This window comes from Natronorubrum tibetense GA33 (assembly GCF_000383975.1).
GTDB classification, from domain to species: Archaea; Halobacteriota; Halobacteria; order Halobacteriales; family Natrialbaceae; genus Natronorubrum; species Natronorubrum tibetense.
Window position 1 is genome coordinate 2,455,798 of the sequence record NZ_KB913017.1, and the last position, 25,123, is coordinate 2,480,920.

Consider the following 25,123-nt stretch of genomic DNA (forward strand, 5'->3'; position numbering starts at 1 on the left):
GCGGTTCAGTACCGAAAATCGATCAGAAAAGCGGCGCGTCGAGCGTCATCCCTCGAGTCACTCGGAGTAGCCTTCCTGGAGGAACGCGCCGTCGGTCTCGTAGATCGAGACCAGTTCCTCGAGGAGTTCTTCGATGGTCTGGTCCTCCTCGCAGTGGCTGTCGAGTCGGTCCTTCAGGTCGTCGCTGATCTCGATGGTGTGTGTCATGGCTGGAACGAGGCGTCGTCGCTAGTCACGGCAGCCGTCGTCAAATAGTCCGGGGGCGCGTGTCAACAGCCTCGGGGTCAGGCCCCGTGGCATCCGCCTTGTCGATCTGTGAAGCGGGTCGCGCCGGCGGGCGGGATGTTCCTCGCTCTGGACGGCAGGACAGTAATTCGCCCCGGTCACGGACGGTCATTCGTCTGGACTGGCACGGGAAGAGCAGCCGTCCGGACCGGCACGGGACGGCCACGAAGTTATCCCGGCCGTCGTGATAGCCTTCGGTATGACAGCGACACTGTCCGACGACGAGGTCGGCAAGACGGTGATCGACGCGGAAGGGAAAGAGCTCGGAATCGTTGCGCAGGTCGACGGTGGCCGCGCGGCCGTCGATCCGAACCCCTCCGTCGCGGAGCACGTGCTCGCGAAGGTCGGCGTCGAGGGGGAAGACGAGGAGGACTACGTCGTCACGGAAGATATGCTCGAGACCGTCGGCGAGGATATCGTGCTGCGCGGCGAACTCTGACAGGGCAGTCGTCGACGACTGCGACTGTCGCGCGACGATCCGACCGCTGACGGGCTCGAGCCGTGAGACGGGTTCGCAACTCGTCGAACGGTCACGACAGCGATCTCGCCGCCTACGCCGAGTTCGTCACCAGCCGAGTGCTGAGCCCCGCTACCCGTGTCAGTCGTCGAGCGACTGTTCCCGCCAGGTCGTCCAATCGTAGAGGCGCTCGAGTTCGCCGCCCTGTTGTCGGATCGCAACGGCGGTGGTGAACAGGAAGGCGGCGACGAGCGTCGTGCCGACGATCCAGGCGGCGTCGGCGAGGGCGCCGTAGCCGGTGAGGTAGCCCGTTACCAGATCGACGCAGACGACGGCGACCACGACGACGATGGCCGGCAACAGGTGCCGGGTCAGCGCGGCCAGGGTGGTTCCCTCGTGGACGCGAACGGTCTGTACGCCGTAGAGGATCGCCCACGCGGAGGTAAGGATCCAGCCGGCCGCGACGACGGGTCGCGTCCAGTCGGTGTCGACGAGGAAGGTCCCCCACCACGCGGCGACGAAGACCGCGATGACGGCAACATCGGCCCACGCGGGGAGCACTCGAGAACGCCCTTCGCCCGGCCGTTCGGCGTGGTACATCGCTCGAATGCCCAGCGTGAGAAAGAGGATGAAAAACAGTACGGCACCCTCGACGAACAGGCCGAGCCAGTCGGACTCGAGCAGCAACGTACCGATACCGGCCGTGGCGTAGACGATCGCGGCACCGAGACCGACGAACAGGTACCACTGCGCCTCGTTCACATCGGCCGCGAGCACGTCGCGGACGTAGGCGGACGTGTAGTACAGCAGGACGAGCGCCGCGACACCGATCGCGAGGTAAGCGAACAGCTGGCCGATCGCGACCGTCGTTTCCGGGTCGCTGGCGTCGAGCGTGATCGACGGTGCGAAGACGAACATCATCGGGTGAACGGTGATGGCCAGACCGATAAAAGCCCACCTCCGGTTACTGCCATTCGGGAACCAACTGGAGGCGTACGGGACGACGACACGAGCACTGAACGGAGCCGCGTGAAAGCGAGGTGCTAACGCGACGAGCCGCGAACGACCCGTTCAGGTCCCTACTGGTGCTTTGCGAGACCGTTCCGGCCCTGGAGTCTGCCGTCTACCTGAACTGGGGAGCCGGCGGGCCGAGCCGGAGGCAACTGTCGAGCGGCTCTCGGAACTCGAAATCGTCGTTCGGTCGCTTCCCGGTCTCGAGGCGATTCGCGCGTCGGTCCACGCGTTCAACACTCGGGAGGACGTGGACGCGTTGCTCGAGGGTCTGTAGCCGACCGCTGTCGGAAGCCCGATCCGAACGACGGGACCGAGTACCCGTGCCGTCGAACGCCCGTTCGATACTTCCCGACCGGTTGGAACGAGAGATAGCTGTAAGGTGCACCGGGCTGACGAGTACGTATGTTCGACCGGATCCTCGTTCCGACTGATGGCAGTGGCCCAGCGAACGCGGCGCTCGAGTACGCCGGCGAAATCGCCGCCGTAGAGCAGGTAACCGTTCACATCTTATACGTGGTCGATCCGTCCGCGGACCCGGACGACGCGGACGATCCGATCGCCGACAGTCGCGATTGGGCAGGCGAAACCGGCTCCCCCATCATCGAGGAGGTCGAGACCGGCGAGCCGCGGGACGCGATCCTCGAGTCCGCCGTCGAGCACGATGTCGACGCAATCGTCATGGGGACGCGTGGCCGACGCGGTGTCGGTCGACTCCTGCTCGGCAGCGTGACCGAAGGGGTCATTCGCGACGCCGAGGTTCCCGTTCTCGTCGTTCGGGGGGACTCTGAGGTCAGACGGCCGTATCCGATCGAGACGATCGTGGTTCCAACCGACGGCAGCGCGCACGCCGAGGTCGCACTCGAGCGCGCACTGACGATAGCGAGCCACCACGACGCGACCGTTCATATCCTCTCGATCGTCGACGTAGCGCCGGCGGGGATCGAGGATCAGAACGATCTCAGACTCGATCGACTCGAGCGGTTCGCCCGTCGAGTCGTCGACGAGGGTGTCGAACGGGCGACAAACGCGGGCGTCGAGACGGAGGTGACGGTCACGTACGGCTCGACACACCAGAAGATTCGGACGTACACCGACGCCGTCGATGCGGATCTCCTCGTGATGGGGACGCACGGACGCAGTGGGCTCGATCGGCTCCTCCTGGGGAGCGTTACGGAACGGGTACTCCGGACGGCGACGACGCCGGTGCTGACGGTTCGAGCAGCGAGCAAAGAGTGAACGGCTGGCGAGGGGTCGATAATAACGGCGAACCGTGACGCTGGCGTCAGTCGCTGTCAGTCGACCTCGCCGTTCGTCGGGTACCAGCGTCAGTCGGGATCGGCCGCACTCGAGTCCGCCGCGGCTTCGACGAGCGTCTGTCGCTCCTCGAAGTACGCCGGGGCGTCGTGGTCCGCTTCGAACTGAACGACGCGTTCCAGCGCCGCCGTCCCGTCGTCGGCGTCGGACTGCAGTTCCGCGCCGAGATCGGTGTACGCCGCCGCAAGATCCTGAAACGCCTGCATGCGCGTTTGCTTGGCTTCGACGAGGAGCTGTTTCTCCTTGACGTCGTCCTCGAGCGCTTCTAAGGCGTCGATATCGACGTCGCCGGGTCCGGCCGGGGTCGACGGACCGCCGACGCCTTCGACCCCCGTCGCATGCTCCTCGAGTCGGGTCCGGAGTTCGGCCATCTCCTCGTCGATTTCGGAGAGCAGGTCGTCCGCTTCGTCGCGCATCGTCTCGACGCGGCCCGAGAGCAAACCGGCCTGCGTGTGACAGTAGTCGATGAACTCCTCGACGACCAGTTCCGGGCCGCTGTCGTCGCTCATAGCGGTCCGTTCGTGCTTCTACCCGAAGTCAGTTTGGACTGAGCGTCTCGCAACTCGAGGTGCGTTGGCGACTCCTGCGGTACCGATGCAGCAAGGACTTTACTGTGGCTCCAGAAGGTGGTGTCACGTGGCTGCTGACGCCGGCGATGCCGTCTATGCGTGGTCGGTGACCTACACACCGGTGACGATCACCTCGAGGGGCGTTTCCAGGCTGTTCGAACGCTCCGGACGAACGGCGAGAACGTCCTATCGATTGCTCCGGTTCTGTTGCATATTCATTTGCTAGCATAGGCCACGTTACGGCAGTTCCAGACCCGTTAAGTCCCTTCGGCCACTGACTCACTCACAGTGAATCGAGTAGCGAGTCGCGAACATCTGCAGCCACCAGTCACCACCTACACATGAGCAAAGACTACATCGAGGTGCGGGGGGCGGAGGAGCACAACCTCAAGGACCTCGACGTCACGGTCCCCCGCGAAGAGTTCACCGTCGTCACCGGCCTCTCCGGATCGGGGAAGTCGTCGCTGGCGTTCGAGACGATCTACGCCGAAGGCCAGCGCCGGTACATCGAGAGCCTCTCGGCGTACGCCCGAAACTTCCTCGGCCAGATGGACAAACCGCAGGTCGAGACCGTCGAAGGGCTCTCTCCGGCGATCTCGATCGACCAGAAGAACGCCGCGAACAATCCCCGATCGACGGTGGGGACCGTCACGGAGCTCCACGACTATCTCCGACTGCTCTACGCCCGCGTCGGCACCCCCCACTGCCCCGATTGCGGCCGCGAAGTCGGCGAGCAGAGCGCCCAGAACATGGTCGAACGCATCCTCGAGCTCCCCGAGGACACCAAGATTAAACTCGCGGCCCCGGTTGTCCGCGACCAGAAGGGAGCCTTCGAGGATCTGTTCGACGAACTCGTCTCCGAGGGCTACGCCCGCGTCGAAGTCGACGGCGAGGAACACGACCTTACGCTCGACAGACCCGAGTTAGACGAGAACTTCGACCACACGATCGACGTGGTCGTCGATCGCGTCAAGGTCAACACCGAAGCCCGCCCGCGGATCATCGATAGCGTCGAGACGGCACTCGAGGAGGCCGAAGGCGTCCTGAAGGTCATCCTCCCCGACGCGCCGAAAGACGTCGCGAGCGATCTGGGTGACGCGGCCCGTCGAACGGGCGCGCTGGGCGACGAGACCGAGGAGGACGACCGCTTCGTCGTCGAGTTCTCGAAGGACCTCGCGTGTACCCACTGCGGGATCGACGTCCCCGAGATCGAGACCCGATCGTTCTCCTTCAACTCACCCCACGGCGCCTGTCCCGAGTGTGAAGGGCTTGGCGAGACGAAGGAGATCGACGAGAGCCTCGTCATCCAGGACGAGTCCAAGTCGCTCAAGCACGTCTTCGAGCCCTGGAGCTACAATCGGTCGTACTACCAGACTCGCCTCGACGCCGTCGCCGAACACTTCGACGTCTCGCTGTCGACGCCGTTCGAGGAGATCGACGGCGAGATCCAGCAGGCGTTCCTCTACGGTACCAGCGAGAAGGTGACGTTCGAGCGCCACACGAAAAACGGCACTCGACGCAAACGAAAGCGCTTCGAGGGCGTTATCCCGAACCTCGAGCGGCGCTACCTCGAGACCGATTCGGACTCGACCCGCGATCACATCGAGGACTACATGTCGGCGACGGAGTGTCCGTCCTGTGACGGCACCCGTCTCAAGGCCGCGAGTCGAGCCGTGCTCGTCGACGACACTGCGATCACCGAGATCAACGGGTTGAGCATCGGCGACGCGCTCGAGCACTTCGAGTCGATGGAAGCCGACCTCACCGAGCGCGAGAAGGTGATCGCCGAGGAGATTTTAAAAGAGATCCGATCGCGACTCGGCTTCATGTGTGAGGTCGGCCTGGAGTATCTCACGCTCGACCGCGAGGCCGCCACGCTCTCCGGCGGCGAAAGCCAGCGGATTCGACTGGCGACACAGATCGGCTCCGGGCTGGTCGGCGTCCTCTACGTGCTCGACGAGCCCTCGATCGGGCTCCACCAGCGGGACAACGACCGACTGCTCGACACCCTAGAGGAGCTACGCGACATCGGCAACACCCTGATCGTCGTCGAACACGACGAGGAGACGATGCGCCGGGCCGACCAGGTCATCGATATGGGTCCCGGCCCCGGCAAGCGTGGCGGCGAAGTCGTCGCGAACGGACCCGTCGAGGAGGTCAAGACGACCGAGGGATCGATTACCGGCGAGTATCTCTCCGGCCAGCGGCAGATCCCCGTTCCCGACGAGCGACGCGATCCCGACGGCGCGCTGACGATCCGCGGGGCTCGCCAGCATAACCTGGACGATGTCGACGTCGACATTCCCCTGGGCAACTTCACTGCGATTACGGGCGTCTCGGGCTCCGGGAAGTCCACCCTGATGCACGAGGTGCTCTACAAGGGGCTGGCCCGCCAGATGAACGACAACACGAGCGTGATTCCGGGGGAGCACGACGCGCTCGAGGGCCTCGACGAGATCGAAACCGTGCGACTGATCGACCAGTCGCCGATCGGTCGAACGCCCCGATCCAACCCGGCGACGTACACCAACGTCTTCGACTACATTCGCGACCTGTTCGCCTCGACGAAACTCGCGAAACAGCGCGGCTACGAGAAAGGGCGCTTCTCCTTTAACGTCAAAGGCGGCCGTTGCGAGGAGTGTGGCGGACAGGGAACGGTCAAGATCGAGATGAACTTCCTCTCCGACGTGTATGTCCCCTGTGAGGAGTGTGACGGCGCTCGGTACAACGACGCCACCTTAGACGTGACGTACAAGGGCAAAACCATCGCCGACGTACTCGAGATGGAAGTCGAGGAGGCCTACGACTTTTTCGAGTCCTCGAGCCAGATCCGGCGGCGGCTTCAGCTCTTAAAAGACGTCGGGCTGGGCTACATGACGCTCGGCCAGCCCTCGACGACGCTCTCCGGCGGGGAGGCCCAGCGGGTCAAGCTGGCGGAGGAACTCGGGAAGAAGGACTCCGGCGAAACGCTGTATCTGCTCGACGAGCCGACGACCGGCCTCCACAGTGAGGACGAGCGCAAACTCATCGACGTCCTCCACCGGCTGACCGACAACGGCAACACCATCGTCGTCATCGAACACGAACTCGACCTCGTAAAGAACGCCGACCACGTCATCGATCTCGGTCCCGAAGGCGGCGAGAACGGCGGCGAAATCGTCGCGACGGGGACGCCCGAAGACGTCGCCCGACTCGAGGCGTCGCACACGGGACGGTATCTGCGTGATCTGCTGCCGAAGATCGACCTCGAGGGGCCACGCGGCGAGCGCGTCGAACCGGTGTCGGCACCGATGGACGACGACTGAGTTGCTTCGGTTTTCACCCCCACTCTCTCGTGTGGCGTGGCCGGTCGCTCCGAACCCGTCCATGGGGGAGACCGTATATATACCCGTTCGACTACTGACTGAATACTGTCGCCCGGAACCACTGGGGCGGCCATCACCAATGACCGATCGAAACGTACATGACGCGACCGGGTGTCTGAAGTGTAATACGACGATGACTGCGGTCGGCGGCCGACTCACGTGCCCAGCCTGTGGCTGGGGTGAGTGTGCGGGTGCTGACTGATACGGTCTGCTGTAACGTTTTACCGGAGCAACCGCCGGACGGCTCGCGGTTGCTCCGAGAACGATTTACAGTAGTCCGTATGACAGACTACTGTTCCATAGCCGTCTCCGACGGGTGCTCGAATGGACGACGTCAAACTCGTCGGGGCGTATTTTGAGCTAGCAGATATTCTGAAATCAAGAGCCTGCAGCATTCGCTCGAGAGGTTCGTTCTGCTCGATTCAATTACACAACTGTGGGCGCGGAAACGAAAACACAGGACGGATCGGCTACCGATGCCTATCGTTAGCCACCGAGATACAGCTTGGACACTTCTTCATTGTCCAGCAGCGCGTCGGCTTCGTCCTCGAATCGCACGGTTCCCTGATCGAGGACGTAGCCTCGATCGGAGATTCCTAGCCCCTTCTTCGCGTTCTGTTCGACCATCAGGATCGCCGTGTCCATGGCGTTGACCTCCTGAACGTCCCTGAACACGTCGTCAGCAGTGTTCGGTGCCAGTCCCGCGGAGGGTTCGTCGATCAGGAGCACGTCGGGTTCCATCACGAGCGCGCGGGCCAGTGCGAGCACCTGTCGCTGGCCGCCCGAGAGGTTCCGCGCCTTCGCCGAGCGCTTTTCGTCGAGCAGTGGGAACCGGTCGTACAATTTTTCGAGAACCGGCCCGAGGTCGTCATCGCGGGCGACACCGCCCATCCGCAGATTCTCCTCGATCGTCAGCGAGCCGAACACGTTCTCCGTTTGGGGGACGAACCCGATTCCCTCGCGGACGATGTCTTCGGGTGCCATGCCACCGATCTCATCGTTGTGATACCGAACGGCTCCCTCCCACGGCGTCAGCATGCCGAACGCGGTCTTGAGCACCGTCGACTTCCCAGCGCCGTTCGGACCGATCAGGCAGACGATCTCGTCCGTATCGAGGTGGAGCGTACAGTCGTCGAGCACCTGCACCTCGCCATAGCCGCTGTCGACAGCCTCGAGTGCGAGAACGTGATCGCTCATACGCCACCACCTCCGAGGTAGGCGTCGATGACCTGGGTGTCTGACTGGATTTGGTGTGGTTTTCCTTCAGTGAGCACGCTCCCCCGGTCGAGGACGACGATCGGATCGGCGAGTTCCATGACGAACTCCATGTCGTGTTCGATAAGCAGGAACGTCGTCCCCTGCTCGTTCAGCCGCCGAATCTGTTCGGCGAGCTTGTTTCTGAGTGTCGGATTGACGCCTGCAACCGGCTCGTCGAGCAGGAGGACTTCCGGTTCGGCGAGCATCGCACGGGCCAACTCGACCAGTTTCATCTGGCCACCGGAGATGTCCGTCGCGGCCTGGGTTGCGAGGTGATCGATCTCGAACTCCTCAAGAATACGCTCGACGTCCTCGAGGTTCTGCCGTTCGTGTTCGCCGACTGTCTCGGCGTCGGTGAACAGTTTGACGAACGACTCGCCGGGCTGGTTCCGCGGGCCGACGAGCATCGCCTCACGGACGGTCATCCCCTCGAGCTTACGCGGGGTCTGGAACGTTCGGATGAGGCCGTGTTCGGCCACCTCGTAGGGCTCGGTGCCCGTCACGTCGACGCCGTTGACCGTCACGGAACCGCCGTCGGGCTCGTAGAAGCCGGAAATGAGGTTGAACAGGGTCGACTTTCCGGCCCCGTTCGGTCCGATCAGCCCCGTAATCGTTCCACGTTCGACCTCGAAGGTGGCATGGTCGGTCGCGACGAGCGCGCCGAAGGATTTCTGGAGGTCCTCCACCCGAAGGACGACGTCGTTTTTCGCCATGTTGGCGTTCGTCCGAACTGTGCTCGCGTCCGTCTCTGTCGGTTCTTCGATCGCATCACTCATTCGAGTCACCTCCTTTAGCGTCGCGAACGCCCTGTGACGGTCGCGACGGGGCGGCGTTGTCGACCGCGCTCGACCAGATCAGTTCCCGCTGTGGTGGCAAGATCCCCTGTGGCCGGAACCGCATGACGAGGATGATCAACAGTCCGATCGCGAGCAGTCTGACCGGCGCGCCGCTGACCGGGATCCAGCTGAGATCGTTGACGAACCGGGAGCCTTCCCGGATTGCGACCACGACGAACCCGCCGAGCAGCGCCCCGCGGTTCGAGCCGCTGCCCCCGAGAATCACCGCGACCCACACGTAGAACGTCGTGATCGGGTCGAGGTCGCCGGGGTTGACAAAGAGGTTCAGATGCGCGTAGAACACCCCTGCAAGCGCCATAATAAGGCTGCCGAGGACGAACGACTGCATCTTATACGAGAAGGTGTTCTTCCCCAGCGCCTTCGCGAGGTCCTCGTCGGATCGGATCGTCCGGAGCAGTCGCCCCCACGGCGACCGCTGGGCTCGGCGCAACATCGCGAACGTCACCCCGAGAAAGATCAGCAGGAGTCCGACGTTGAGCAGCTGTTGCCAGAAGGCGAATCCGAGGACGACGGCCGACCCCGGGACGAGTTCGATCTCGAGGGCCGGCATGGCGTTCGGAAACGCGCCGAGCACCGGCCACCCTTCGAAGAACGTCGGAATGCCTCGGAGCCCGGCGCTCCCGTTCGTCCACTGGCGTTCGTTGAGCATGAACAGGCGGACGACTTCCGCCAGTCCGAGGGTCGCGATCGCGAGGTAGTCCGCACGCAGTCGCAACGTCGGGATCCCGATCGCGACCGCGACGACCGCCGCGAGCACCAGTGCGATGAGCAGGCCGAAGACGGGGTTGTAGCCGCCGGCGATCGGCGAGTTGCTCGCGGTCATCAGCGCCGCGCCGTACGCGCCGAGTCCGAAGAAGGCGGCGACACTGAAGTTGATCAGTCCGGTAAACCCCCATTGGGAGTTGAGCCCCAGCGAGAGGAGCGCGTACATCCCCGCTAGCCCGAACAGGAAGAGGAAGTACGACGCCCCGAGCAGGCCGGAGAGCAGTGCGAGCACCATCGCGAGAACGACCAGTCCGAGGGCAGCGGTAACCCACTGTTCCGTGGATGTCAGGTCGTCCCAGTAGCCTCGAGGGTCTGAGAGAGCCCCCATCTCACACCCCCTCCCCGTCGATAGCCTCGCCGGCGATACCCGTCGGTCGGACGAGTAACACGGCGACCATGATGAGGAACGCGACCGCGTTCGCGTACTCGATACCAACTGGAATCCCGATATCGCTCAACAGCGGCATCAGCTCGACGACCATCCCGATGAGGAAGCCACCGAGCATCGCGCCGTAGATGGAGCCGATCCCGCCGAGGATCACCGCAGCGAAGATGACCAGCAGGACGTTGAAGCCCATCCGTGGCAGCAGCTGGTTGAACAGGCCGAGGAACACTCCGCCAGCGCCGGCCAGTCCGGCACCGATGATCCACGACCAGAGCCTGATTCGATAGGTTCGAATGCCGCTCGCTCGAGCGAGATCCGGGTTATCGGCCATCGCGCGCATCTTTCGACCGAGGTCGGTGTGTTGTAAGAGGACGTGCAGGCCGGACACGAGCACGGCCGCCGAGAGAACGATCGCGACGTCGTGCTGGGTCAGCCGGATGCCATACGGCAGCAGCGTCTCGATCGGTTGGAGGGTGCCGATGTCGTACCGAATCGAGTCCGCGCCAAAGCCCATCTGGATGAGCGCGCGGTAGACGAACGCGACACCGATCGACGTGATCAGCAGGCCGATCGATCCGATGTCCAGCGGTTCGTAGACGAGTTTCTCCGTGATTACTGCGACAACGGCGGCGACGGCGATGCCGATCAGTAACGCGAGGAAAAAGCCCATCGGCAGTCCGAGGACGCTGAATCCGACGCCGCCGACGATGCCGAAGGCAACGAGCGACGTGTACGCGCCGACGGTCATCGTATCGCCGTGTGCGAAGTTTGCAAAGCCGTTGATACTGTAGATCAACGAGAGGCCGATGCTCCCGAGAACGATGATACTACTATACACCAGCCCGTTGGCAGCGTATTCGATAAGAGACATTGGTGGGAGTATCGATTACGATTCCCGGAACTCGATCGAGGCGTAGTCGTGGTCCTGGACTTCCATCACCACGAGACTGCCTCGCGGATCGCCGTTCTCGTCGAAGTCGATCGGACCGCTGACGCCCTGATAATCGATGTCGTCGGCAGTTCCATCGTCTGCAAGGATCTCGTGTGCTTCCTCGTAGGTGAAGACTTCTTCGCCCTCGGGTCGGGTGACGTCGCGGACGACCTCGCTGAGCGCCTCGCCGGTGAACTCGTCGGCGGCCTGAATCGAGAGCGCTGCGGTGACCACACAGTCGTAGGCGAACGCGGACCACGCCGTCGGCGACTCGCCGTACTCCTCTTCGAACGCCGCCGCGAACTCCTGATAGTTGTCCTGGTCTTCCGGTGCTGCGGGTTCGACGAGTTTCATGCCGTCCATGCTCCCCTCGGGCGTTCCCTCGAGGACGCTGTCGCCCCGGTTCGAGTCGGCGCCGTACAACTGTGGCTCGTAGCCGCCGGAGTACATGTCGTTGACCATCGTCGCGAACTCGCTCTGGTAGGTGATACAGAGCCACGCGTCCGCTCCGGAGCCGTCCATGCTGGAGACGAGGCTGCTGTACGATGACCCTTCTCCGTCGTGGGCGCTGTCGTAGACGATGTCGCCGTCGTACGCTTCCTCGAACGCGTCGAACAGGCTCACGCCGAAGTCGTCGTTGATGTAAGTTGCTGCAACCTCGTCGTAGCCGTCCTCGGCGATGATGTCCGCCAGCGCGATCGACTGCGTGCGCCCGCTGGGTGACATCCGGAGGAGGTCTGGTTGATCCGTCAGATCGAGTCCGGTCGAACTCTGGCTCAACTGGACGACGCCAGTCCCCTCGATGACGCTCTCGTAGATCGACATTGAGACTCCCGACCCCACGGCCCCGATAACGAACGGGACGTTGTCCTGATTGACGAGTTTCTGTGCCGCTGAGACGCCTTGTTGGGAGGTGCTTTCCGAGTCCTCGACGATGATCTCGAGGTCCTGGTCCTTGACGCCGATCTCGTTGATGTGCTCGAGAGCGAGCTCCTTGGCGTTCTGGTTTCGCTCACCGAAATCCGCCAGTGACCCGCTCAGTGAGTCGACCATCCCGATCGTGTAGGCATCGTCGCTCCCCTCTCCTTCCTCCGTCGTGCCGATACAGCCGGCCAGCGCCATTACTCCGAGTGCAGCCCCGCCGGTTAGCACTTCTCGCCGATTTCGTAGTGGTGTGTCATCAACCGTCATAGCTATCCGTTCGATTGGGAACTCCCCCGATTAGTACCACCCCCGACCATGGACGAGATCGCCCCTGAATGCCGGTTTTTGGCACTAATCGAACAAATCTGGCCGTGGACAGTCTCGCGGCGAATCGTCTATGGTCGGGTGGCCGTTTACCCCGATTCCGTTCGAGCATCCGATCATGCTCCTTCCAATTGCGAGAAAATTCGTCGCCGCCGAGGATCAAGCGGGGGCGCTATCGCACGTTGCGGATCTCAACAAGGACGGTATTAGCGGGATTCTGAACTTGCTCGGAGAACACTACGACAATACAGCTGAAGCCACTGCCGACGCCGACGCCTACATCGACATGATCGAGGCCATCGACGACGCCGACCTCGACTGCTGTGTCTCGGTCAAACCCTCCCAGATCGGCCTCGACCTCGGCGATGACGTCTTCCGGACCCACCTCGAGCGAATCGTCGATGCGGGTGTCGAGCACGATGTCTTCGTCTGGATCGATATGGAAGATTACACGACGACCGACGTGACTCTCGACGCGTTCGAACACCACGCACACGAGACAGACGGAAACGTCGGCATCTGCGTTCAGGCGAATTTAAAACGCACCCGGGAGGACGTCGAACGACTGGCCGACGTTCCTGGCAAGGTCCGGTTCGTCAAGGGTGCCTACGACGAACCCGCCGACGTTGCGTACAAACAAAAGGCACGAGTGAACGAGGCCTACCGCGAACTGCTCGCGTTCGCCTTCGAGACGTTCGACGACGGCATCGCCGTCGGCAGTCACGATCCAGAGATCATCGAGCACGTCGAAGGGCTCGCCGAAACCCACGGGACGCCCTTCGAGTTCCAGTTACTCATGGGCGTTCGCGAGGACGCCCAACGCGAGCTCGCGTCGGAGTACGAGGTCTACCAGTACGCGCCGTACGGGCCGAAATATCTCTCCTACTTCTACCGTCGCGTTCGCGAGCGAAAGGAGAACGCGCTGTTCGCGCTTCGGGCAGTGCTCGGGCGGTAGTAGCCACTGAAAGTCGATACACCCCCGATCGCGAAACCGTATGCGATCGGATGAGAATCGTTTCAGTGGCTACTGTAACTCAGTTACGCCCGAGGTCATCGGGATCCAACAGCTTCGATTCGGCTTTTCGAAGGTGGTCGAGCAATGTCGTCTTCGAGATATCGAGTTCGGCCGCGAGTTCCCGCGTTGAGACGCCGCGAGGCCACTGGTAATAGCCCTGGTTACGTGCGAGTTCGAACACTTCGCGCTGCGTGCTGGTGAGCGTATCCATTCGGTGCTTGCGCTCGGGTTCGCCCGTTGGGGTACTCGTGATGGACTCGACGGTGATCTCGGCGTCGCCGTCCTCACAGACGCGGTCGATTTCTGTCTGGACGCCCTCTCGCTCGCCGGCGAACCCGACTTCCCAGTACTCCTGTCCGTTCTCGATTCGAACCGGCGCGCTGTGGACGAATCCGTGCTCGAGCAGCGTCGGACAGATCATGTCCTGCGGATCGTACTCGAGGAAAAACTCCCGAACGACGTTGCCCGGAACCGACGAGGATTGCCGTCGTCCGAACCGCTCCTGCAATTCGAGTACTTCGCCGGCTAGGGGCGACTCGCGTATTTCCTCGATCAACCCTTCGACTTCGTCGACCGTCTGTCCGAAGGCAGTGAACAGTCCGTTGACTGATTCCCCTTCCGTCGTCGGTGCCGTGTAAATCGCGTGTGCCAGAATGCCTCCGCCAACTCGATCGGTCGATTCAATCGCCCAGCAGTTCGGATGCCACAGTTCGAGTGTCACCCGAGTGCCGTGTACTGACTGGCTCTCCCCCATTGTGCTCTCTACCATCGTCTGTGCCTATCACACCAAATAGTCGTCGTTGCACCAATCACCACCCTCCCATGGACGGGTCGCGTTATTCTATACCTGGCGACTGATCGATATCCATGAGTCAGCAAACCACAGAGCAGGTGTACGGCCACCACATCGGCGGCGACTGGACCGACGGCGACGGCACTGAGACCTTCGCGAGCGAAAATCCGGCGACGGGCGAGGAACTCGCCCGGTTCCACCAGGGAACCGAGTCCGACATCGACGCCGCCCTCGAGGCCGCCGAAGACGCGACCGACGAGTGGCGCGAACTCTCCTACATCGACCGCGCGGAGTATCTCTGGGACATCTACCACGAACTGCGCGAGCGCACCGACGAACTGGCCGAAATCGTTACGAAAGAGTGCGGGAAGGAGATCAGCGAAGGCCGCGCGGACGTTGTCGAAGCCTACCACATGGTCGAGTGGGCGGCGGGCAACGCTCGCCACCCCCACGGCGACGTCGTCCCGAGCGAAATCGGGAGCAAGGACGCCTCGATGCGCCGCAAGCCCCGCGGCGTCATCGGCTGTATCACGCCGTGGAACTTCCCCGTCGCGATCCCCTTCTGGCACATGGCCATCGCCCTCGTGGAAGGGAATACGGTCGTCTGGAAGCCCGCCGAACAGACGCCGTGGTGCGGACAGATCATCGCCGAGATGATGGACGACGCCGGCATTCCCGACGGCGTCTTCAACATGGTACAGGGCTTCGGTGACGCCGGCGCGAGCATCGTCGACGACGACCGGGTCGACACTGTCCTCTTTACCGGCTCCGCGGAGGTCGGCCACGAAATTGCGGGGAAAGTCGGCGGCCAGCCCGGAAAACTCGCGGCCTGCGAGATGGGTGGCAAGAACGGCATCGTCGTCACCGAGAAGGCGGACCTGGACATCGCCGTCCACTCCGCCGTGATGTCGAGTTTCAAGACGACGGGCCAGCGCTGCGTTTCCAGCGAGCGTCTGATCGTCCACGAGGACGTCTACGACGAGTTCAAGGAGCGATACGTCGCCGTTGCGGAGGATATCAGCGTCGGCGACCCGCTCGAGGAGTCGACGTTCATGGGGCCGGCGATCGAGCCTGAGCACGTCGAGAAGATCCACCGCGCCAATCAACTCGCTCGTGACGAGGGCGCCGAGGTGCTCGTCGACCGCGCGGAGCTCGACGCCGAGGAGATTCCCCGAGGAGATTCCCGAGGGTCACGACGAAGGCAACTGGGTCGGTCCGTTCGTCTACGAGATCGAGTACGACAGCGACCTGCGCTGTATCAACGAGGAAGTGTTCGGGCCACACGTGGCCCTCATGAGTTACTCGGGTGATATCGAAGACGCCGTCGAGATCCACAACGATACACCGTACGGACTCGCCGGCGCGATCATTTCCGAGGACTATCGCCAGATCCACCACTTCCGAGACCACGCGGAACTCGGACTCGCGTACGCGAACCTGCCGTGTATCGGCGCGGAGGTCCAGTTGCCCTTCGGCGGTGTCAAGAAGTCCGGCAACGGCTACCCGAGCGCCCGCGAGGCTATCGAAGCCGTCACGGAGCGGACTGCCTGGACGCTCAACAACTCCAAGGATATCGAGATGGCACAGGGGTTGTCGGCGGATATCGAGGTCTCGAGCGACGACTGATCGGCGAGGTCGCGCGGGGCGACCGAGCTGCGGTCTCGCTCGAGTAACGGCGACGACTGATCGGCAGACTCACAGAAATGCAAGGAGGATGCCCACGACTTTAGTCGTGAATGCAATCCGACACGACAGAGACGATCGTCCCGAAGACACATCGAAGCGATCCGAACGGTTAACCCCGACGGGTACCGAACGCCGCGCCTATGAACTCGAAGAAGGCCGTCGTCCGACAGGGTCTCGTCGGTGGCGGCTTCGTCACCCTGTTGCTGGCGGGAACGCTCGTTGTCGCGCTCGGCGTTCCGACGACCCCGTCGATGCTCGGCGTGGTGTCGTGGCTCGTTTTCGTCGGCGCAACGATGCTCGCCGCGGGGCGCCGGGAGCGCGTTAGAATCGGCTCGAGAACGGTCGGCTGGCCGCGCGTCGCCGCCGTTGCCATCGCGATGATCGCCGTCGGCTGGGGCGCGATCAGCCTTGGAAGCCTGCTCGCGGGCGACGGCATCACCGGGCTCGGCCCGATCGAAGCCGTCCTCACGGTTGGGATGGTGGGCTACTTCGCGTGGTTCGCCCGCGAGTGCTGGGTCGGCGGGGCACGAATCGACGCGGAGACGTTCGCAGTCGACTGAGCGAGCGACGAGAGACGGACTGTTCCGAGACGGGGAGGGTGTCTTAGTTGTCTCCACGAGGGCTCGAGTCACTACACCGCGTATCGGCTCGATTCGACGACGATTGACGCCGATCGGGCAGTCCACCGAGCGAGCCGTCTGCGTGCTTTTCGGGCTCTTTTCACCGAGGCGGTAGCCGTCCGGGAGTACAACCAAGGCGAATGCGGTTGAACCGACGAGTATGTCGGACGACACCACGACCGATCGGCTCGAGGACGCGGATCGAGAGCGCGAACAGGCACCGATCGACGAGAAACCGACGGATTCGATCGATCTCGAGCACGCGGACCGGGTTCAGGTGGGCGTCACGCGTGGTGAAACCGATCTCGAACTCGGCCCGCCACGGGACTATCCGGATCGGGCCGACGTTTCGGTCCGGCCCGAGTCGGCCGACGGTCATCATCTAATTCTGAGTATCGACGCGATGGCGGGCGATCACGGAACGGGCCACGCGGACGTCGAACTGACGCCGTCGGAGGCGCGTACGCTGTGTGAACAGCTCGACGAGACGGTCCGCTGGATGACCGAAGAGGACGGTCCGGAAGCCGATCGCTGAGCCGTTTCGTCGGGATCCGTTCAATGGCCAGCCCGGACCGACGGCCGACTCGATCGATTTCTCGAGACGTGCACCGCTGGTCGGCGGCAGCGGTAGTCGGTGAAAATCGGCGGCTGCGACTCGTCTACTCCGGACTCGCCTCCGCTGGAGTGTCTAGTCCGGGCTCGGCGTCTCTTCGCGCGAAAGGTATGCCGCCAGATCGGACGTCGTGACGATGCCGATAACGCCCTCGTCCTCGTCGACGACGGGGAGGTGGTGGAAGCCGTGTTCGACCATTAGATCCGCGGCGTCGCGGATGGTCTCCTGTGCCGTCGCCGTGGTGACGTTTCGGCTCATGTACGTCGAGACCGGCGTCTGATCTTTCGGCTTGCGTTCGGCGACGATCTGGACGAAGTCCGTGCTCGTCAGGATCCCCTCGAGTTGGTTGTCCTCGTTGACGACGATGACCGAGCCGATCTCGTTTGCGAGCATCTGTTGTGCTGCCTCCTCGACGAGCGTGTCAGCGCGGACCGTCTCGAGCGACGTGGACATGACCCGCGCGACGAAAATATCCTCCATACGCCTGTGTATTCTTTATACACTATAAGAATTGCCGAAGCGGATATCACCGTCCAGCTGGGGAGACAACGTGGCTATCGTAGCCACTGGAGCTGTTCACACACCGATCGCATAGCCGTCGTGCGATCTGGCGTGCACTGACTTCCAGTGGCTACTATCGGTTCCGAGTGGCCCGTATGGGCGTCCTCTCGACCCCGTCCAGCGCCGCAACCAACGACCAGCTTTGCACTTCGCCTCACATTTAAATACCAACCCGGCCATACTCCGTGACGTATCATCCGATGGCGTCCCCTCCATCAGGTCTCGACGGGACCTGCAAACTGCTCCCCCAACCTGTACCCAGCGACGAGCTATTCGACCGCGTTGCGGCGGAGTACGCCACCCTCGCCGACGAGTACGGTCCCCGGAACGTACTGGTTCTGAAACGCCACCCTGCCGGTCTCGACTCACTCACCGAGGCCCTCGCCGACATCGACGTGACGGACGGCTCGCCCCGGTCGCCGCGCGTCGAGTCCCTCCCGGAGCACGCCTCGAAGGTGCTCGAGGCGTTCGATCCGACGCTGGATCGACTCGAATACGAGGAGCGTATCGAACTCATCTCGCTGGTGATCGACGGTGCCAGCCGCGACGTTCCGGACTACCTCGAGCGGGCGGCAAACCACGAGAGTTTCGCCCGCGACGTCGGGCAACTCCTGCTCGAGGCGACGCGCCAGCAGTTGCGACTCGAGGACGTTGCAGACGACGACCCACACGACTGTCTCGCTTTCCTCTACGCGATGAACGATCGGTTCCACGCGGAACTCGAGTCGCGGGGGTACGTCGAACGAGCCGAGGTGATCCCGCGGACCGTCGAACTGCTCGAGTCGGATGTGGACGGCCTCCGAACGCGCATAACGGACTCGATCGACGCCGTCCTCGCCGTCGAGTTCGAGGAGTACCGCCGACTCGATCGACGCTACCTCGCGGCGCTCACCCGAGACGCGGAACTGGTCTGTTTCGGGGAGCGCCACGCCAGCGTCGAACGCACGCGCGTCGAACCGGGCCGTATCGAGGACCTCGTCGGGGACGGACTCGACGTGAAAGTCGTCGATTCGCGGCTCGAGCGGCCCGACGAAGACCGCCGTACGACACCACCACACCACGCGATTACGCGGCTGTTAGCGACGGGAGCGCCGCTGGAACCGGCAAAAACCGGCGGACAACAGTCGACCGGGACCGGAAACCGAGTCGGACCAGCGGAGCGCGGACGGGCCCGACGCATTCGGACCCGAACCGCCCGCGATCAGGTCGGTGCCGTCGCGAGCGAGATTCAGGCGCTTCGGGATCGCCACGACTGGCGCTTCGACGCGTTCGCCGTCGCCGTCCCGCGGATCGAACGCGTCCCCGAAACCAGACGACAGCTCCGCGAGGCCGGGATTCCGACGGCGACGATCGGCACTCCTTCGCTCGCCGAAGACCCGGTCGTCCACGAACTCTACGCGTTCGTGACTCTCCAGTGCGAACGCGAACGCGACCCCGACAGAATCGACGCCGAACTCGTCGACGCCGTCACCGATCACGCCGTTCGCGGTCGAGAGGGGACAGCGACGGCGGAACCGCGGGACGTCTCGCTCGAGCGACTTCGCGCCCGCGTCGACGACGTGACGCCCGAATTGCTCGCGTCGTGTACCGACTCGAGCGTCGCCCGGTCGCTCGAGCGCTGGATCCGGCTGACGGACCTGAAGGGGCGTATCGCCCGCGAGGAGGCGTGGGTCGACGCCCGCGAGCAGTACGCGAGCGTCCGTCGAGTGCTCGAGATCGCCCGGTTCGTCGAGGAGACGGACCTCGTCGGCCCGGACTGGCAGGGACTGCGGCGGATGCTCCGGCGAACCATCCAGTACGACGCGCCGTACGTCCACGCGGTTGAGGCCCAACCGCCGACTGGCGGCGTCACGGTCTGTGCCGTCGACGACTGCAAGTACGATTCCTGGGAGACCGTCTTCCTACTCGACCTGCTCGACGAGAACTATCCCGGCGAGCAGTTTCTCACACAACTGTTCCCGACGGCGTGGCTGCGCGGAATGGACAGCTATCCCGCGGTCACCGATCCGTCCGTAAGCGACGTTACGCGGACGTTCGCCACTGTCGATGGCGATCCCGGCGACGATTCCGTCGGGGACCCGTTCAAAACGTATCACGCCCAGCGATCCCGGCGACGGCTCGCCCTGGGCACCCGTGCCGCACGAACCCACCTCTACTGTTGTTCGTACGAACGCGGCTCCGGCGGCCTGCGACGGACGTACGACGAGTCACGCTATCTGCAGCTGATCGACGCGACCGACGGACTCGATCTGTCGAACGTCGAAACCGACACTGCGGCGGCGATCCACGGCGAGACGAACGCGCTCGAGGCGCTGCTCGCCCAGCCTCACGGCGAACTCGAGCGAATCCTCCGAGAAGCGAGCACCGGCGGGGAGGCCGACCTCGGCGCAACCGAGGAGCTATTCGAGGAGATCGCGGTCGTGCTCGAGGACGGCGATATCGACACGGAACTGGCCGAAGCCGTCCGTTCGCAGTTCGAGTTCGCCGCGGGGGAGGTGGTCCGCGATGACTGAGGAGCAAGTCGGCCCGGACTCGAGGATTGAGGAGTTCGGAACTGCCAGCCTCGACGTGGACGGTCTCGAAACCTATCTCCACTGTCCCCGGCGGTACGAGTTCGCTCACGTCGACGGGCTTGAGGGAAGCGACGACGAGACGACGATCGACGACCGAATCACCCTCCTGCGAACGGCGATCTGCGACGCGCTGCGACGCGGCGAGACGGGCCGCGAAGCGCTCGCCGATGCCGCACGGGAGCGACTCGAGGTGCTGTGGGCCGACCACGACGAGCGCTTCCACTCGAGGACGCAACGGCGACACGAACGACGGGTGCTCGAGGCGACGCTCGAGGCGTACGTCGAGACCGTCGGCGTCGACCACGCAGCGGGGATCGAACGGCTGGCGGCCGAGTCGACCGACGGCGAACTGATCGGTCCGGATCTCCCGCTCTCGAGTACGGTTTCGCTGCCGGAATTCGAGACGGGAGCGAGAGCGGCCGCGGAAACGAGCGCGGACTCGGGAACCGAAATCGACGTCGAATCGGTCACGATCGACGCCAGCGTTGACTACGTCTACGCCGACGGCCGGTCGATCGTCGGCGTCCAGTTCGTCTCGACCCTCAGGTCGCTCGGGCTCCTCCGATATCGGTCCGACTGGGATCGAGGGATCGCCGAACGGTTTACCGACCACTTCGATCCGGACGCGGACGTCTTCGATCCGTCGTTCGTCGCCTCGCTCTTCGAGACGGCCGTCGTCATCGACGGACTTCGAACCCGCTGTCAGCAGTTAGGACTCGAGGATCGAACCTGTCGGTACGTCCAGATCCCCCTCGCCGATCGCTCGCAGACCGATATCAACTGGGTTCGCGAGACGGTCGAGACGAGCCTCGAGACCAAGGATCTGACTGACGGCTACATCGATCACCACACCTACGGAATGACCCACAAACACCGAAACCGAACGGTCGACGACCGACTCGCAGATGTCGTGAGCGAGATCGCGGGTGGTGCGTTCGATCCGACCGATCGCTGGGACGACATCTCGAACGACGCCTGTCCGGACTGTGGCTACACGGTCTGCTGTCGGGACTACATCGCCGAGGAGGTGCGGTTCGATGGATAATCCGAATCGAGACCGGAATGTCGACACGGACGACGGTAATTCCGAGAGCGACTCGCTCGAGCCCCAGGGGAACCAGCCGGCCGTCATCGACAGCGACGCGGCCTGTACCTCCGTCGACGCCGGGGCAGGAACTGGAAAGACGACGACGATGCTCATGCGGATCGAGCGTGCGATCGAACGCGGCGACGCCGATCCCGAGGACGTGCTCGTCCTGACGTTCGCGAACGAGGCCGCGGGTAGCATTCGGGACGCGGTCGCCGATCGACTCGATCCCGAAGCCGCCGCGGCGATCGACGTCTACACCTACCACTCGTTCTGTTATCGGCTGGTCCGGGAGTACGCCTACTACCTCGGCTATTCGCCGGAGTTCGACGTCGTCACCGAGCGCAAGCGACGCCGGATCGTCGGTCGACTGCTCGCGACCAACGACTACGATTTCGCAACCGTCGGACAGGGCTCGCCGGACGATCTCGCCGCCGGCGTCGATCGATTCATCCAGGCCATGAGCCAGGAGGATATCACGCCCGAGCAGCTGGAAGCGCAGCTTCCGGCGGTACGAACCCTCGAGCTCTGTAACGAGTTCGTCCTCTGGCTCGAGCGGACCGCCGGCGACGAGCTCTCTTTCGACAACGAGGCGCTGCGCTACTTCAACGCGGACGACCACCTCGAGGCGTCGCGCCAGTCGCTGGTCGGCTACGGGAAGCTCATCACCTACTGTCGCGAGAAGATCGCGGAAGCCCCGGCGGAGTTCCGCGACGAAGACGTCGTCCGTGACGTCGACCGCTACCTCCGGGTGCTCCAGCAGTGTGTGACGAACACGATCGACGTGCTGTCGCTCGAGGAGCCGACGACCAAACAGCTACCCCGAGCGCTGTTCGGCAACGAGATCTGGCGCACCGCGACGAGTCGGATCGAGCAGAGCCCGTTCGGTCGCCTGAAACACTACGTCGAGTTCATGCGCCTCGCGCGCCACTACACCGCGGTCTACGCCGACTACCACGAGCATCTCGAGGAGGAGCGGACGCTGGACTTCGACGAACTGGTTCGGACGGCGACCGAGCTACTGACGGACGACGATATCGCGACCGAGATCACGGACCAGTGGACGCAGGTTTATTGCGACGAGTTTCAGGACACCGACGAGACGCAGTTCGCGCTGATCACCGAACTCACCGACGGTCCCGACCGGCCCGACCTGCTCGCCATCGGCGACAAGGATCAGGCGATCTACGGCTGGCGAGGTACCGATCGGGAGGGACTCGACGGGCTCGCCGACGCCTACGACGAGCACGAGGCGATCGAACTCGAACTCAACTTCCGCTCGCGCCAGGAGATTCTGGATCTCACCAACCACTGCGACTACGGGCCACAGTCGTCGAAGACGCTCCGCGAAGTCGGGAGAGCGTCGGGAGAGTACGGAAGCGGGGCGGACGGGGAAAACGAGAACGGAGACGACACCACGGACGAGAACGGAGACGGCGACGCGGAACGGCTCTCGGACCGCGTCGTCAAAGTCGAGAGCGACGAGATCGACCGATCAACTGCCGAACAGGTCGCGACGACCGTCTCGCGGCTGTTGAACGACGAAGCCGAGAACGTCCCCAAACGCTCGCTCGAGGATATCGCGGTCATCGTCCGGACGAACCGTCACGCGCAGGCGGTGGCCGACGAACTCCGCAACCGACAGATCCCCTACGAGATTTCGGGTTCGCCGCGGGGCGAAATATCGCCGGGCATGCAGACGCTCCTCTCGTACTTTCGCGTGCTCGTCGATCCGACGGCCGATGCGCACCTTCGGCGCGTGCTGCTCTACCGGTACCGGTTCACCGAGAGCGATCTGGCAACGCTTCAACAGCGGGACGGTTCGCTGTACGACGCGGTTCTGGACTGCGAGCAGGCCGAACTCGACCATCCTGATCGTCTCGAACGAGTGCGCGACCAGTTCATCGAACTGGAGACGCTGCGCGACGTCTACCCGCTTTCGGGCTTCGTTCGCCGGTTCCGCGAGGTGACTCGCCTCGAGTGGTTCCTCACGACCGACGAGCGCGAGGAGTTCCAGCGCATAGAGCGGTTCGTCGAGGCCTACACCGCCGATTCGGTTGTCCAGACGCTGACCCCGGCGTTCGTCGATGCGCTCGAGGGGACCCTCCGCGGGAGCGGGAGCGAACGGACCCGCGGCACCCAGTCGTCGGACTCGGTCGACGTGATGACCGTCCATCAGGCCAAGGGCCTCGAGTTCGACACCGTCCTCGTCCCGTACCTCTCCGACGAGGAGTGGTGCGTCGATCGCGATTACGCTGAACGCGCGCGCTACCGACTGCTTGCGGCGACGCTCGACGACGACGTTGACTCGCCGCTGCTCGCGGATCTCGCAGCCGAGACGGTCGGCGAGGAGTGGCGCGTGCTCCACGTCGCGCTCACGCGCGCCGAAAATCACCTGTTCATTTTCGGCGCCGAGTACGAGTACGACGGCGACGAGACCGAACTCGGCGTGTCGACCGCCGAGTCGTGTTTGTCGACCGAGATCGAGTGGTCCGTTGCCGGCCAGCGAATGACTCTCTGGACATCGCTGATCGAGAGCTTCCGGCGTGTACGGGAGACCTATCCCAAAACCGTCGTCGACCGGACGGCCGAGATCGGTCGCTCTGCCGGCAGTAGCCCGGGAACGATCACCTACTACGCCGGCTACGAGGATCGATTCGTCGAACCGCTCGAGACACGAGAGGCGATCGAGACGGTGCACCGCCTGGGGCGGCAGTTGCGCAGCGGGACGCTGTTGCCGGCGGCCGACGCGGCGAGCCACGGCGGATCCGCGACTGCCGGCTCTGTAGAGGGATCGACACGGCGGGTTCCGAGCGGCCGTCGGCCGTCGGCGCTTTCGACTGACACCGTCCGATTCCCCGTCGAGACGCTCTCGAACGCGACCGAGGTGCCGGCCGCGTTGCGTCACAGTTACACGGCAATGGAGACCCACGAGACCTGCGCGCGGAAACACTACCTCGATCACGTCGTGCGGGCGGTCGACGATGCGAACGGTTCGTCCGTGGCGTCGACGGACGAGGGGAACGAGGGTGACCACAGGACGGGATCGAGGACCGTCGGCACAGTCTTCCACGACGTCGCCGAAGAGGCCTTCTACCGCGACTATCGAAGCCGCGAGGAGTGGCGCGAGGCGGCCGTTCGGCAGCTGACGGCCCGAGATCTGCTCGAGCACCGCGAGGCCGTCCTCGCCTGTGTCGATCGCTACTTCGAGGCCACCGCACCCGCGTTCGACGAACGAGTTGCCGACTGGGAACAGCTCGCCGCGGAGCTCCCGTTCGCACTCGAGGATGTCTCCGGGGTAGACGGCGAGGTCGTCGGCTTCGTCGACTCCGTTCGGCGGACGCCCGAGGGCGATGTCGTGATTCTCGATTACAAGGCGACGGCCGATCGGATCGATCCCGGCGAGGCGACGCAGTTGGCGCTGTACGCTCGCGCCTGCGAGCGCCTGTTCGACGAATCGGTTGCTGCCGTCGGCTACGTCTACGTCGGCGCGGTCGATGGTCCCCGCGTCGACCTCGTCACACCAGCGGAACTCCCCGCCTGGTCGTCAGTACGCGAGACGCTCGAGGCGGTCGACGATCCGTCCTTCGACGAGACGACGCCCGGCGAACACTGTCGGTACTGTCCGCATCGGTCGCTGGGCTGTGGACCCGAAGCGGACACGGCTGATACGTTGGATATGTCAGGGAGCGATCCTGCTGCCGATGATTGAACGGCGTCGTCAGGCA

19 protein-coding genes and 3 pseudogenes are annotated in these 25,123 nt (G+C 63.8%); 11 read left to right on the forward strand and 11 right to left on the reverse strand.

Features of this window, described 5'->3' with window-relative positions:
* Positions 1-57: 57 nt before the first annotated feature.
* Positions 58-207 carry a DUF7557 family protein gene (locus NATTI_RS26545; protein ID WP_006089858.1) on the reverse strand — a complete coding sequence of 50 codons (150 nt, stop codon included), beginning with the start codon at positions 205-207 and terminating at the stop codon, positions 58-60.
* Positions 208-484: 277 nt separating this feature from the next.
* On the opposite strand from NATTI_RS26545, the gene NATTI_RS0112800 reads away from it, so the two are divergent.
* Entirely contained in the window at positions 485-724 is a 240-nt protein-coding gene (locus tag NATTI_RS0112800) for a hypothetical protein (protein WP_006089859.1), read from the forward strand.
* Positions 725-883: 159 nt separating this feature from the next.
* Here NATTI_RS0112800 and NATTI_RS0112805 read toward each other — a convergent pair whose 3' ends face one another.
* Positions 884-1,663 carry a hypothetical protein gene (locus NATTI_RS0112805; RefSeq protein WP_006089860.1) on the reverse strand — a complete coding sequence of 260 codons (780 nt, stop codon included), beginning with the start codon at positions 1,661-1,663 and terminating at the stop codon, positions 884-886.
* A 229-nt stretch (positions 1,664-1,892) separates the two neighbouring features.
* On the opposite strand from NATTI_RS0112805, the pseudogene NATTI_RS0112810 reads away from it, so the two are divergent.
* Together NATTI_RS0112810 and NATTI_RS0112815 are read left to right on the forward strand one after the other, a co-directional pair.
* Positions 1,893-2,030 (forward strand): annotated as a pseudogene (locus tag NATTI_RS0112810) (class V aminotransferase); the annotation flags it as partial.
* A 128-nt stretch (positions 2,031-2,158) separates the two neighbouring features.
* Positions 2,159-2,992 carry a universal stress protein gene (locus NATTI_RS0112815; protein WP_006089862.1) on the forward strand — a complete coding sequence of 278 codons (834 nt, stop codon included), beginning with the start codon at positions 2,159-2,161 and terminating at the stop codon, positions 2,990-2,992.
* Positions 2,993-3,081: 89 nt separating this feature from the next.
* On the opposite strand, the gene NATTI_RS0112820 is transcribed toward NATTI_RS0112815, so the two are convergent.
* Positions 3,082-3,579 carry a hypothetical protein gene (locus NATTI_RS0112820; protein WP_006089863.1) on the reverse strand — a complete coding sequence of 166 codons (498 nt, stop codon included), beginning with the start codon at positions 3,577-3,579 and terminating at the stop codon, positions 3,082-3,084.
* Between the two features lie 401 nt (positions 3,580-3,980).
* Between NATTI_RS0112820 and uvrA the strand changes: the two genes are divergently transcribed.
* Complete coding sequence (gene uvrA / locus NATTI_RS0112825) at positions 3,981-6,944, forward strand: excinuclease ABC subunit UvrA (protein WP_006089864.1); 2,964 nt, start codon at positions 3,981-3,983, stop codon at positions 6,942-6,944.
* 546 nt (positions 6,945-7,490) lie between these two features.
* Here uvrA and NATTI_RS0112830 read toward each other — a convergent pair.
* From NATTI_RS0112830 to NATTI_RS0112850, 6 genes and pseudogenes are all read right to left on the reverse strand, one after another.
* Positions 7,491-8,201, reverse strand: a complete 711-nt coding sequence (locus tag NATTI_RS0112830) for an ABC transporter ATP-binding protein (RefSeq protein WP_006089865.1) — start codon at positions 8,199-8,201, stop codon at positions 7,491-7,493.
* A complete protein-coding gene (locus tag NATTI_RS27650) occupies positions 8,198-8,332 on the reverse strand; it encodes an ABC transporter ATP-binding protein C-terminal domain-containing protein (protein ID WP_449289290.1) in 135 nt (44 codons plus the stop codon). Before NATTI_RS27650 ends, NATTI_RS0112830 begins: the two co-directional genes overlap by 4 nt.
* Positions 8,333-8,434: 102 nt before the next feature.
* A pseudogene (locus NATTI_RS0112835) lies at positions 8,435-9,037 on the reverse strand (ABC transporter ATP-binding protein); the annotation flags it as partial.
* On the reverse strand, positions 9,030-10,211 hold the full coding sequence (locus NATTI_RS0112840; RefSeq protein ID WP_006089867.1) for a branched-chain amino acid ABC transporter permease: 1,182 nt from the start codon (positions 10,209-10,211) through the stop codon (positions 9,030-9,032). The pseudogene NATTI_RS0112835 and the gene NATTI_RS0112840, both read right to left, overlap by 8 nt.
* A 1-nt stretch (position 10,212) precedes the next feature.
* Positions 10,213-11,139, reverse strand: a complete 927-nt coding sequence (locus NATTI_RS0112845; RefSeq protein WP_006089868.1) for a branched-chain amino acid ABC transporter permease — start codon at positions 11,137-11,139, stop codon at positions 10,213-10,215.
* 15 nt (positions 11,140-11,154) lie between these two features.
* Positions 11,155-12,390: an ABC transporter substrate-binding protein gene (locus NATTI_RS0112850; RefSeq protein ID WP_027119146.1), complete on the reverse strand. Its 1,236-nt coding sequence runs from the start codon at positions 12,388-12,390 to the stop codon at positions 11,155-11,157.
* Positions 12,391-12,565: 175 nt separating this feature from the next.
* Between NATTI_RS0112850 and NATTI_RS0112855 the strand changes: the two genes are divergently transcribed.
* Entirely contained in the window at positions 12,566-13,402 is an 837-nt protein-coding gene (locus tag NATTI_RS0112855; protein WP_006089870.1) for a proline dehydrogenase family protein, read from the forward strand.
* Between the two features lie 79 nt (positions 13,403-13,481).
* Here the strand turns inward: NATTI_RS0112855 and NATTI_RS0112860 are convergent, their stop codons facing one another.
* Positions 13,482-14,216 carry a helix-turn-helix domain-containing protein gene (locus NATTI_RS0112860; protein WP_006089871.1) on the reverse strand — a complete coding sequence of 245 codons (735 nt, stop codon included), beginning with the start codon at positions 14,214-14,216 and terminating at the stop codon, positions 13,482-13,484.
* A 113-nt stretch (positions 14,217-14,329) separates the two neighbouring features.
* Here NATTI_RS0112860 and NATTI_RS0112865 point away from each other — a divergent pair.
* The 3 genes and pseudogenes from NATTI_RS0112865 (at position 14,330) to NATTI_RS0112875 (ending at position 17,096) form a co-directional block, all read left to right on the forward strand.
* Positions 14,330-15,881, forward strand: a pseudogene (locus tag NATTI_RS0112865) (aldehyde dehydrogenase family protein).
* Positions 15,882-16,081: 200 nt separating this feature from the next.
* Positions 16,082-16,501 carry a hypothetical protein gene (locus NATTI_RS0112870; protein ID WP_006089873.1) on the forward strand — a complete coding sequence of 140 codons (420 nt, stop codon included), beginning with the start codon at positions 16,082-16,084 and terminating at the stop codon, positions 16,499-16,501.
* 220 nt (positions 16,502-16,721) lie between these two features.
* Complete coding sequence (locus NATTI_RS0112875) at positions 16,722-17,096, forward strand: hypothetical protein (RefSeq protein ID WP_006089874.1); 375 nt, start codon at positions 16,722-16,724, stop codon at positions 17,094-17,096.
* A 153-nt stretch (positions 17,097-17,249) separates the two neighbouring features.
* Here the strand turns inward: NATTI_RS0112875 and NATTI_RS0112880 are convergent, their stop codons facing one another.
* Positions 17,250-17,654: a CBS domain-containing protein gene (locus NATTI_RS0112880; protein ID WP_006089875.1), complete on the reverse strand. Its 405-nt coding sequence runs from the start codon at positions 17,652-17,654 to the stop codon at positions 17,250-17,252.
* A gap of 281 nt (positions 17,655-17,935) precedes the next feature.
* Here NATTI_RS0112880 and NATTI_RS0112885 point away from each other — a divergent pair, with 281 nt between their 5' ends.
* From NATTI_RS0112885 to NATTI_RS0112895, 3 genes are read left to right on the forward strand one after another with little or no spacing between them, the layout of a single operon-like run.
* A complete protein-coding gene (locus NATTI_RS0112885) occupies positions 17,936-20,248 on the forward strand; it encodes a hypothetical protein (RefSeq protein ID WP_006089876.1) in 2,313 nt (770 codons plus the stop codon).
* Positions 20,241-21,353 carry a PD-(D/E)XK nuclease family protein gene (locus NATTI_RS0112890; RefSeq protein ID WP_006089877.1) on the forward strand — a complete coding sequence of 371 codons (1,113 nt, stop codon included), beginning with the start codon at positions 20,241-20,243 and terminating at the stop codon, positions 21,351-21,353. The genes NATTI_RS0112885 and NATTI_RS0112890 overlap by 8 nt, the downstream gene beginning before the upstream one ends.
* Positions 21,346-25,107 carry a UvrD-helicase domain-containing protein gene (locus tag NATTI_RS0112895; RefSeq protein ID WP_006089878.1) on the forward strand — a complete coding sequence of 1,254 codons (3,762 nt, stop codon included), beginning with the start codon at positions 21,346-21,348 and terminating at the stop codon, positions 25,105-25,107. The genes NATTI_RS0112890 and NATTI_RS0112895 overlap by 8 nt, the downstream gene beginning before the upstream one ends.
* The last annotated feature ends 16 nt before the right edge of the window (positions 25,108-25,123 follow it).

Coding starts and splice junctions, on each gene's coding strand:
- NATTI_RS26545 (WP_006089858.1), bottom strand. CDS start 207: ATGACACACACCATCGAGATCAGCGACGACCTGAAGGACCGACTCGAC.
- NATTI_RS0112800 (WP_006089859.1), top strand. CDS start 485: ATGACAGCGACACTGTCCGACGACGAGGTCGGCAAGACGGTGATCGAC.
- NATTI_RS0112805 (WP_006089860.1), bottom strand. CDS start 1,663: ATGATGTTCGTCTTCGCACCGTCGATCACGCTCGACGCCAGCGACCCG.
- NATTI_RS0112815 (WP_006089862.1), top strand. CDS start 2,159: ATGTTCGACCGGATCCTCGTTCCGACTGATGGCAGTGGCCCAGCGAAC.
- NATTI_RS0112820 (WP_006089863.1), bottom strand. CDS start 3,579: ATGAGCGACGACAGCGGCCCGGAACTGGTCGTCGAGGAGTTCATCGAC.
- uvrA (WP_006089864.1), top strand. CDS start 3,981: ATGAGCAAAGACTACATCGAGGTGCGGGGGGCGGAGGAGCACAACCTC.
- NATTI_RS0112830 (WP_006089865.1), bottom strand. CDS start 8,201: ATGAGCGATCACGTTCTCGCACTCGAGGCTGTCGACAGCGGCTATGGC.
- NATTI_RS27650 (WP_449289290.1), bottom strand. CDS start 8,332: ATGGAGTTCGTCATGGAACTCGCCGATCCGATCGTCGTCCTCGACCGG.
- NATTI_RS0112840 (WP_006089867.1), bottom strand. CDS start 10,211: ATGGGGGCTCTCTCAGACCCTCGAGGCTACTGGGACGACCTGACATCC.
- NATTI_RS0112845 (WP_006089868.1), bottom strand. CDS start 11,139: ATGTCTCTTATCGAATACGCTGCCAACGGGCTGGTGTATAGTAGTATC.
- NATTI_RS0112850 (WP_027119146.1), bottom strand. CDS start 12,390: ATGACGGTTGATGACACACCACTACGAAATCGGCGAGAAGTGCTAACC.
- NATTI_RS0112855 (WP_006089870.1), top strand. CDS start 12,566: ATGCTCCTTCCAATTGCGAGAAAATTCGTCGCCGCCGAGGATCAAGCG.
- NATTI_RS0112860 (WP_006089871.1), bottom strand. CDS start 14,216: ATGGGGGAGAGCCAGTCAGTACACGGCACTCGGGTGACACTCGAACTG.
- NATTI_RS0112870 (WP_006089873.1), top strand. CDS start 16,082: ATGAACTCGAAGAAGGCCGTCGTCCGACAGGGTCTCGTCGGTGGCGGC.
- NATTI_RS0112875 (WP_006089874.1), top strand. CDS start 16,722: ATGTCGGACGACACCACGACCGATCGGCTCGAGGACGCGGATCGAGAG.
- NATTI_RS0112880 (WP_006089875.1), bottom strand. CDS start 17,654: ATGGAGGATATTTTCGTCGCGCGGGTCATGTCCACGTCGCTCGAGACG.
- NATTI_RS0112885 (WP_006089876.1), top strand. CDS start 17,936: ATGGCGTCCCCTCCATCAGGTCTCGACGGGACCTGCAAACTGCTCCCC.
- NATTI_RS0112890 (WP_006089877.1), top strand. CDS start 20,241: ATGACTGAGGAGCAAGTCGGCCCGGACTCGAGGATTGAGGAGTTCGGA.
- NATTI_RS0112895 (WP_006089878.1), top strand. CDS start 21,346: ATGGATAATCCGAATCGAGACCGGAATGTCGACACGGACGACGGTAAT.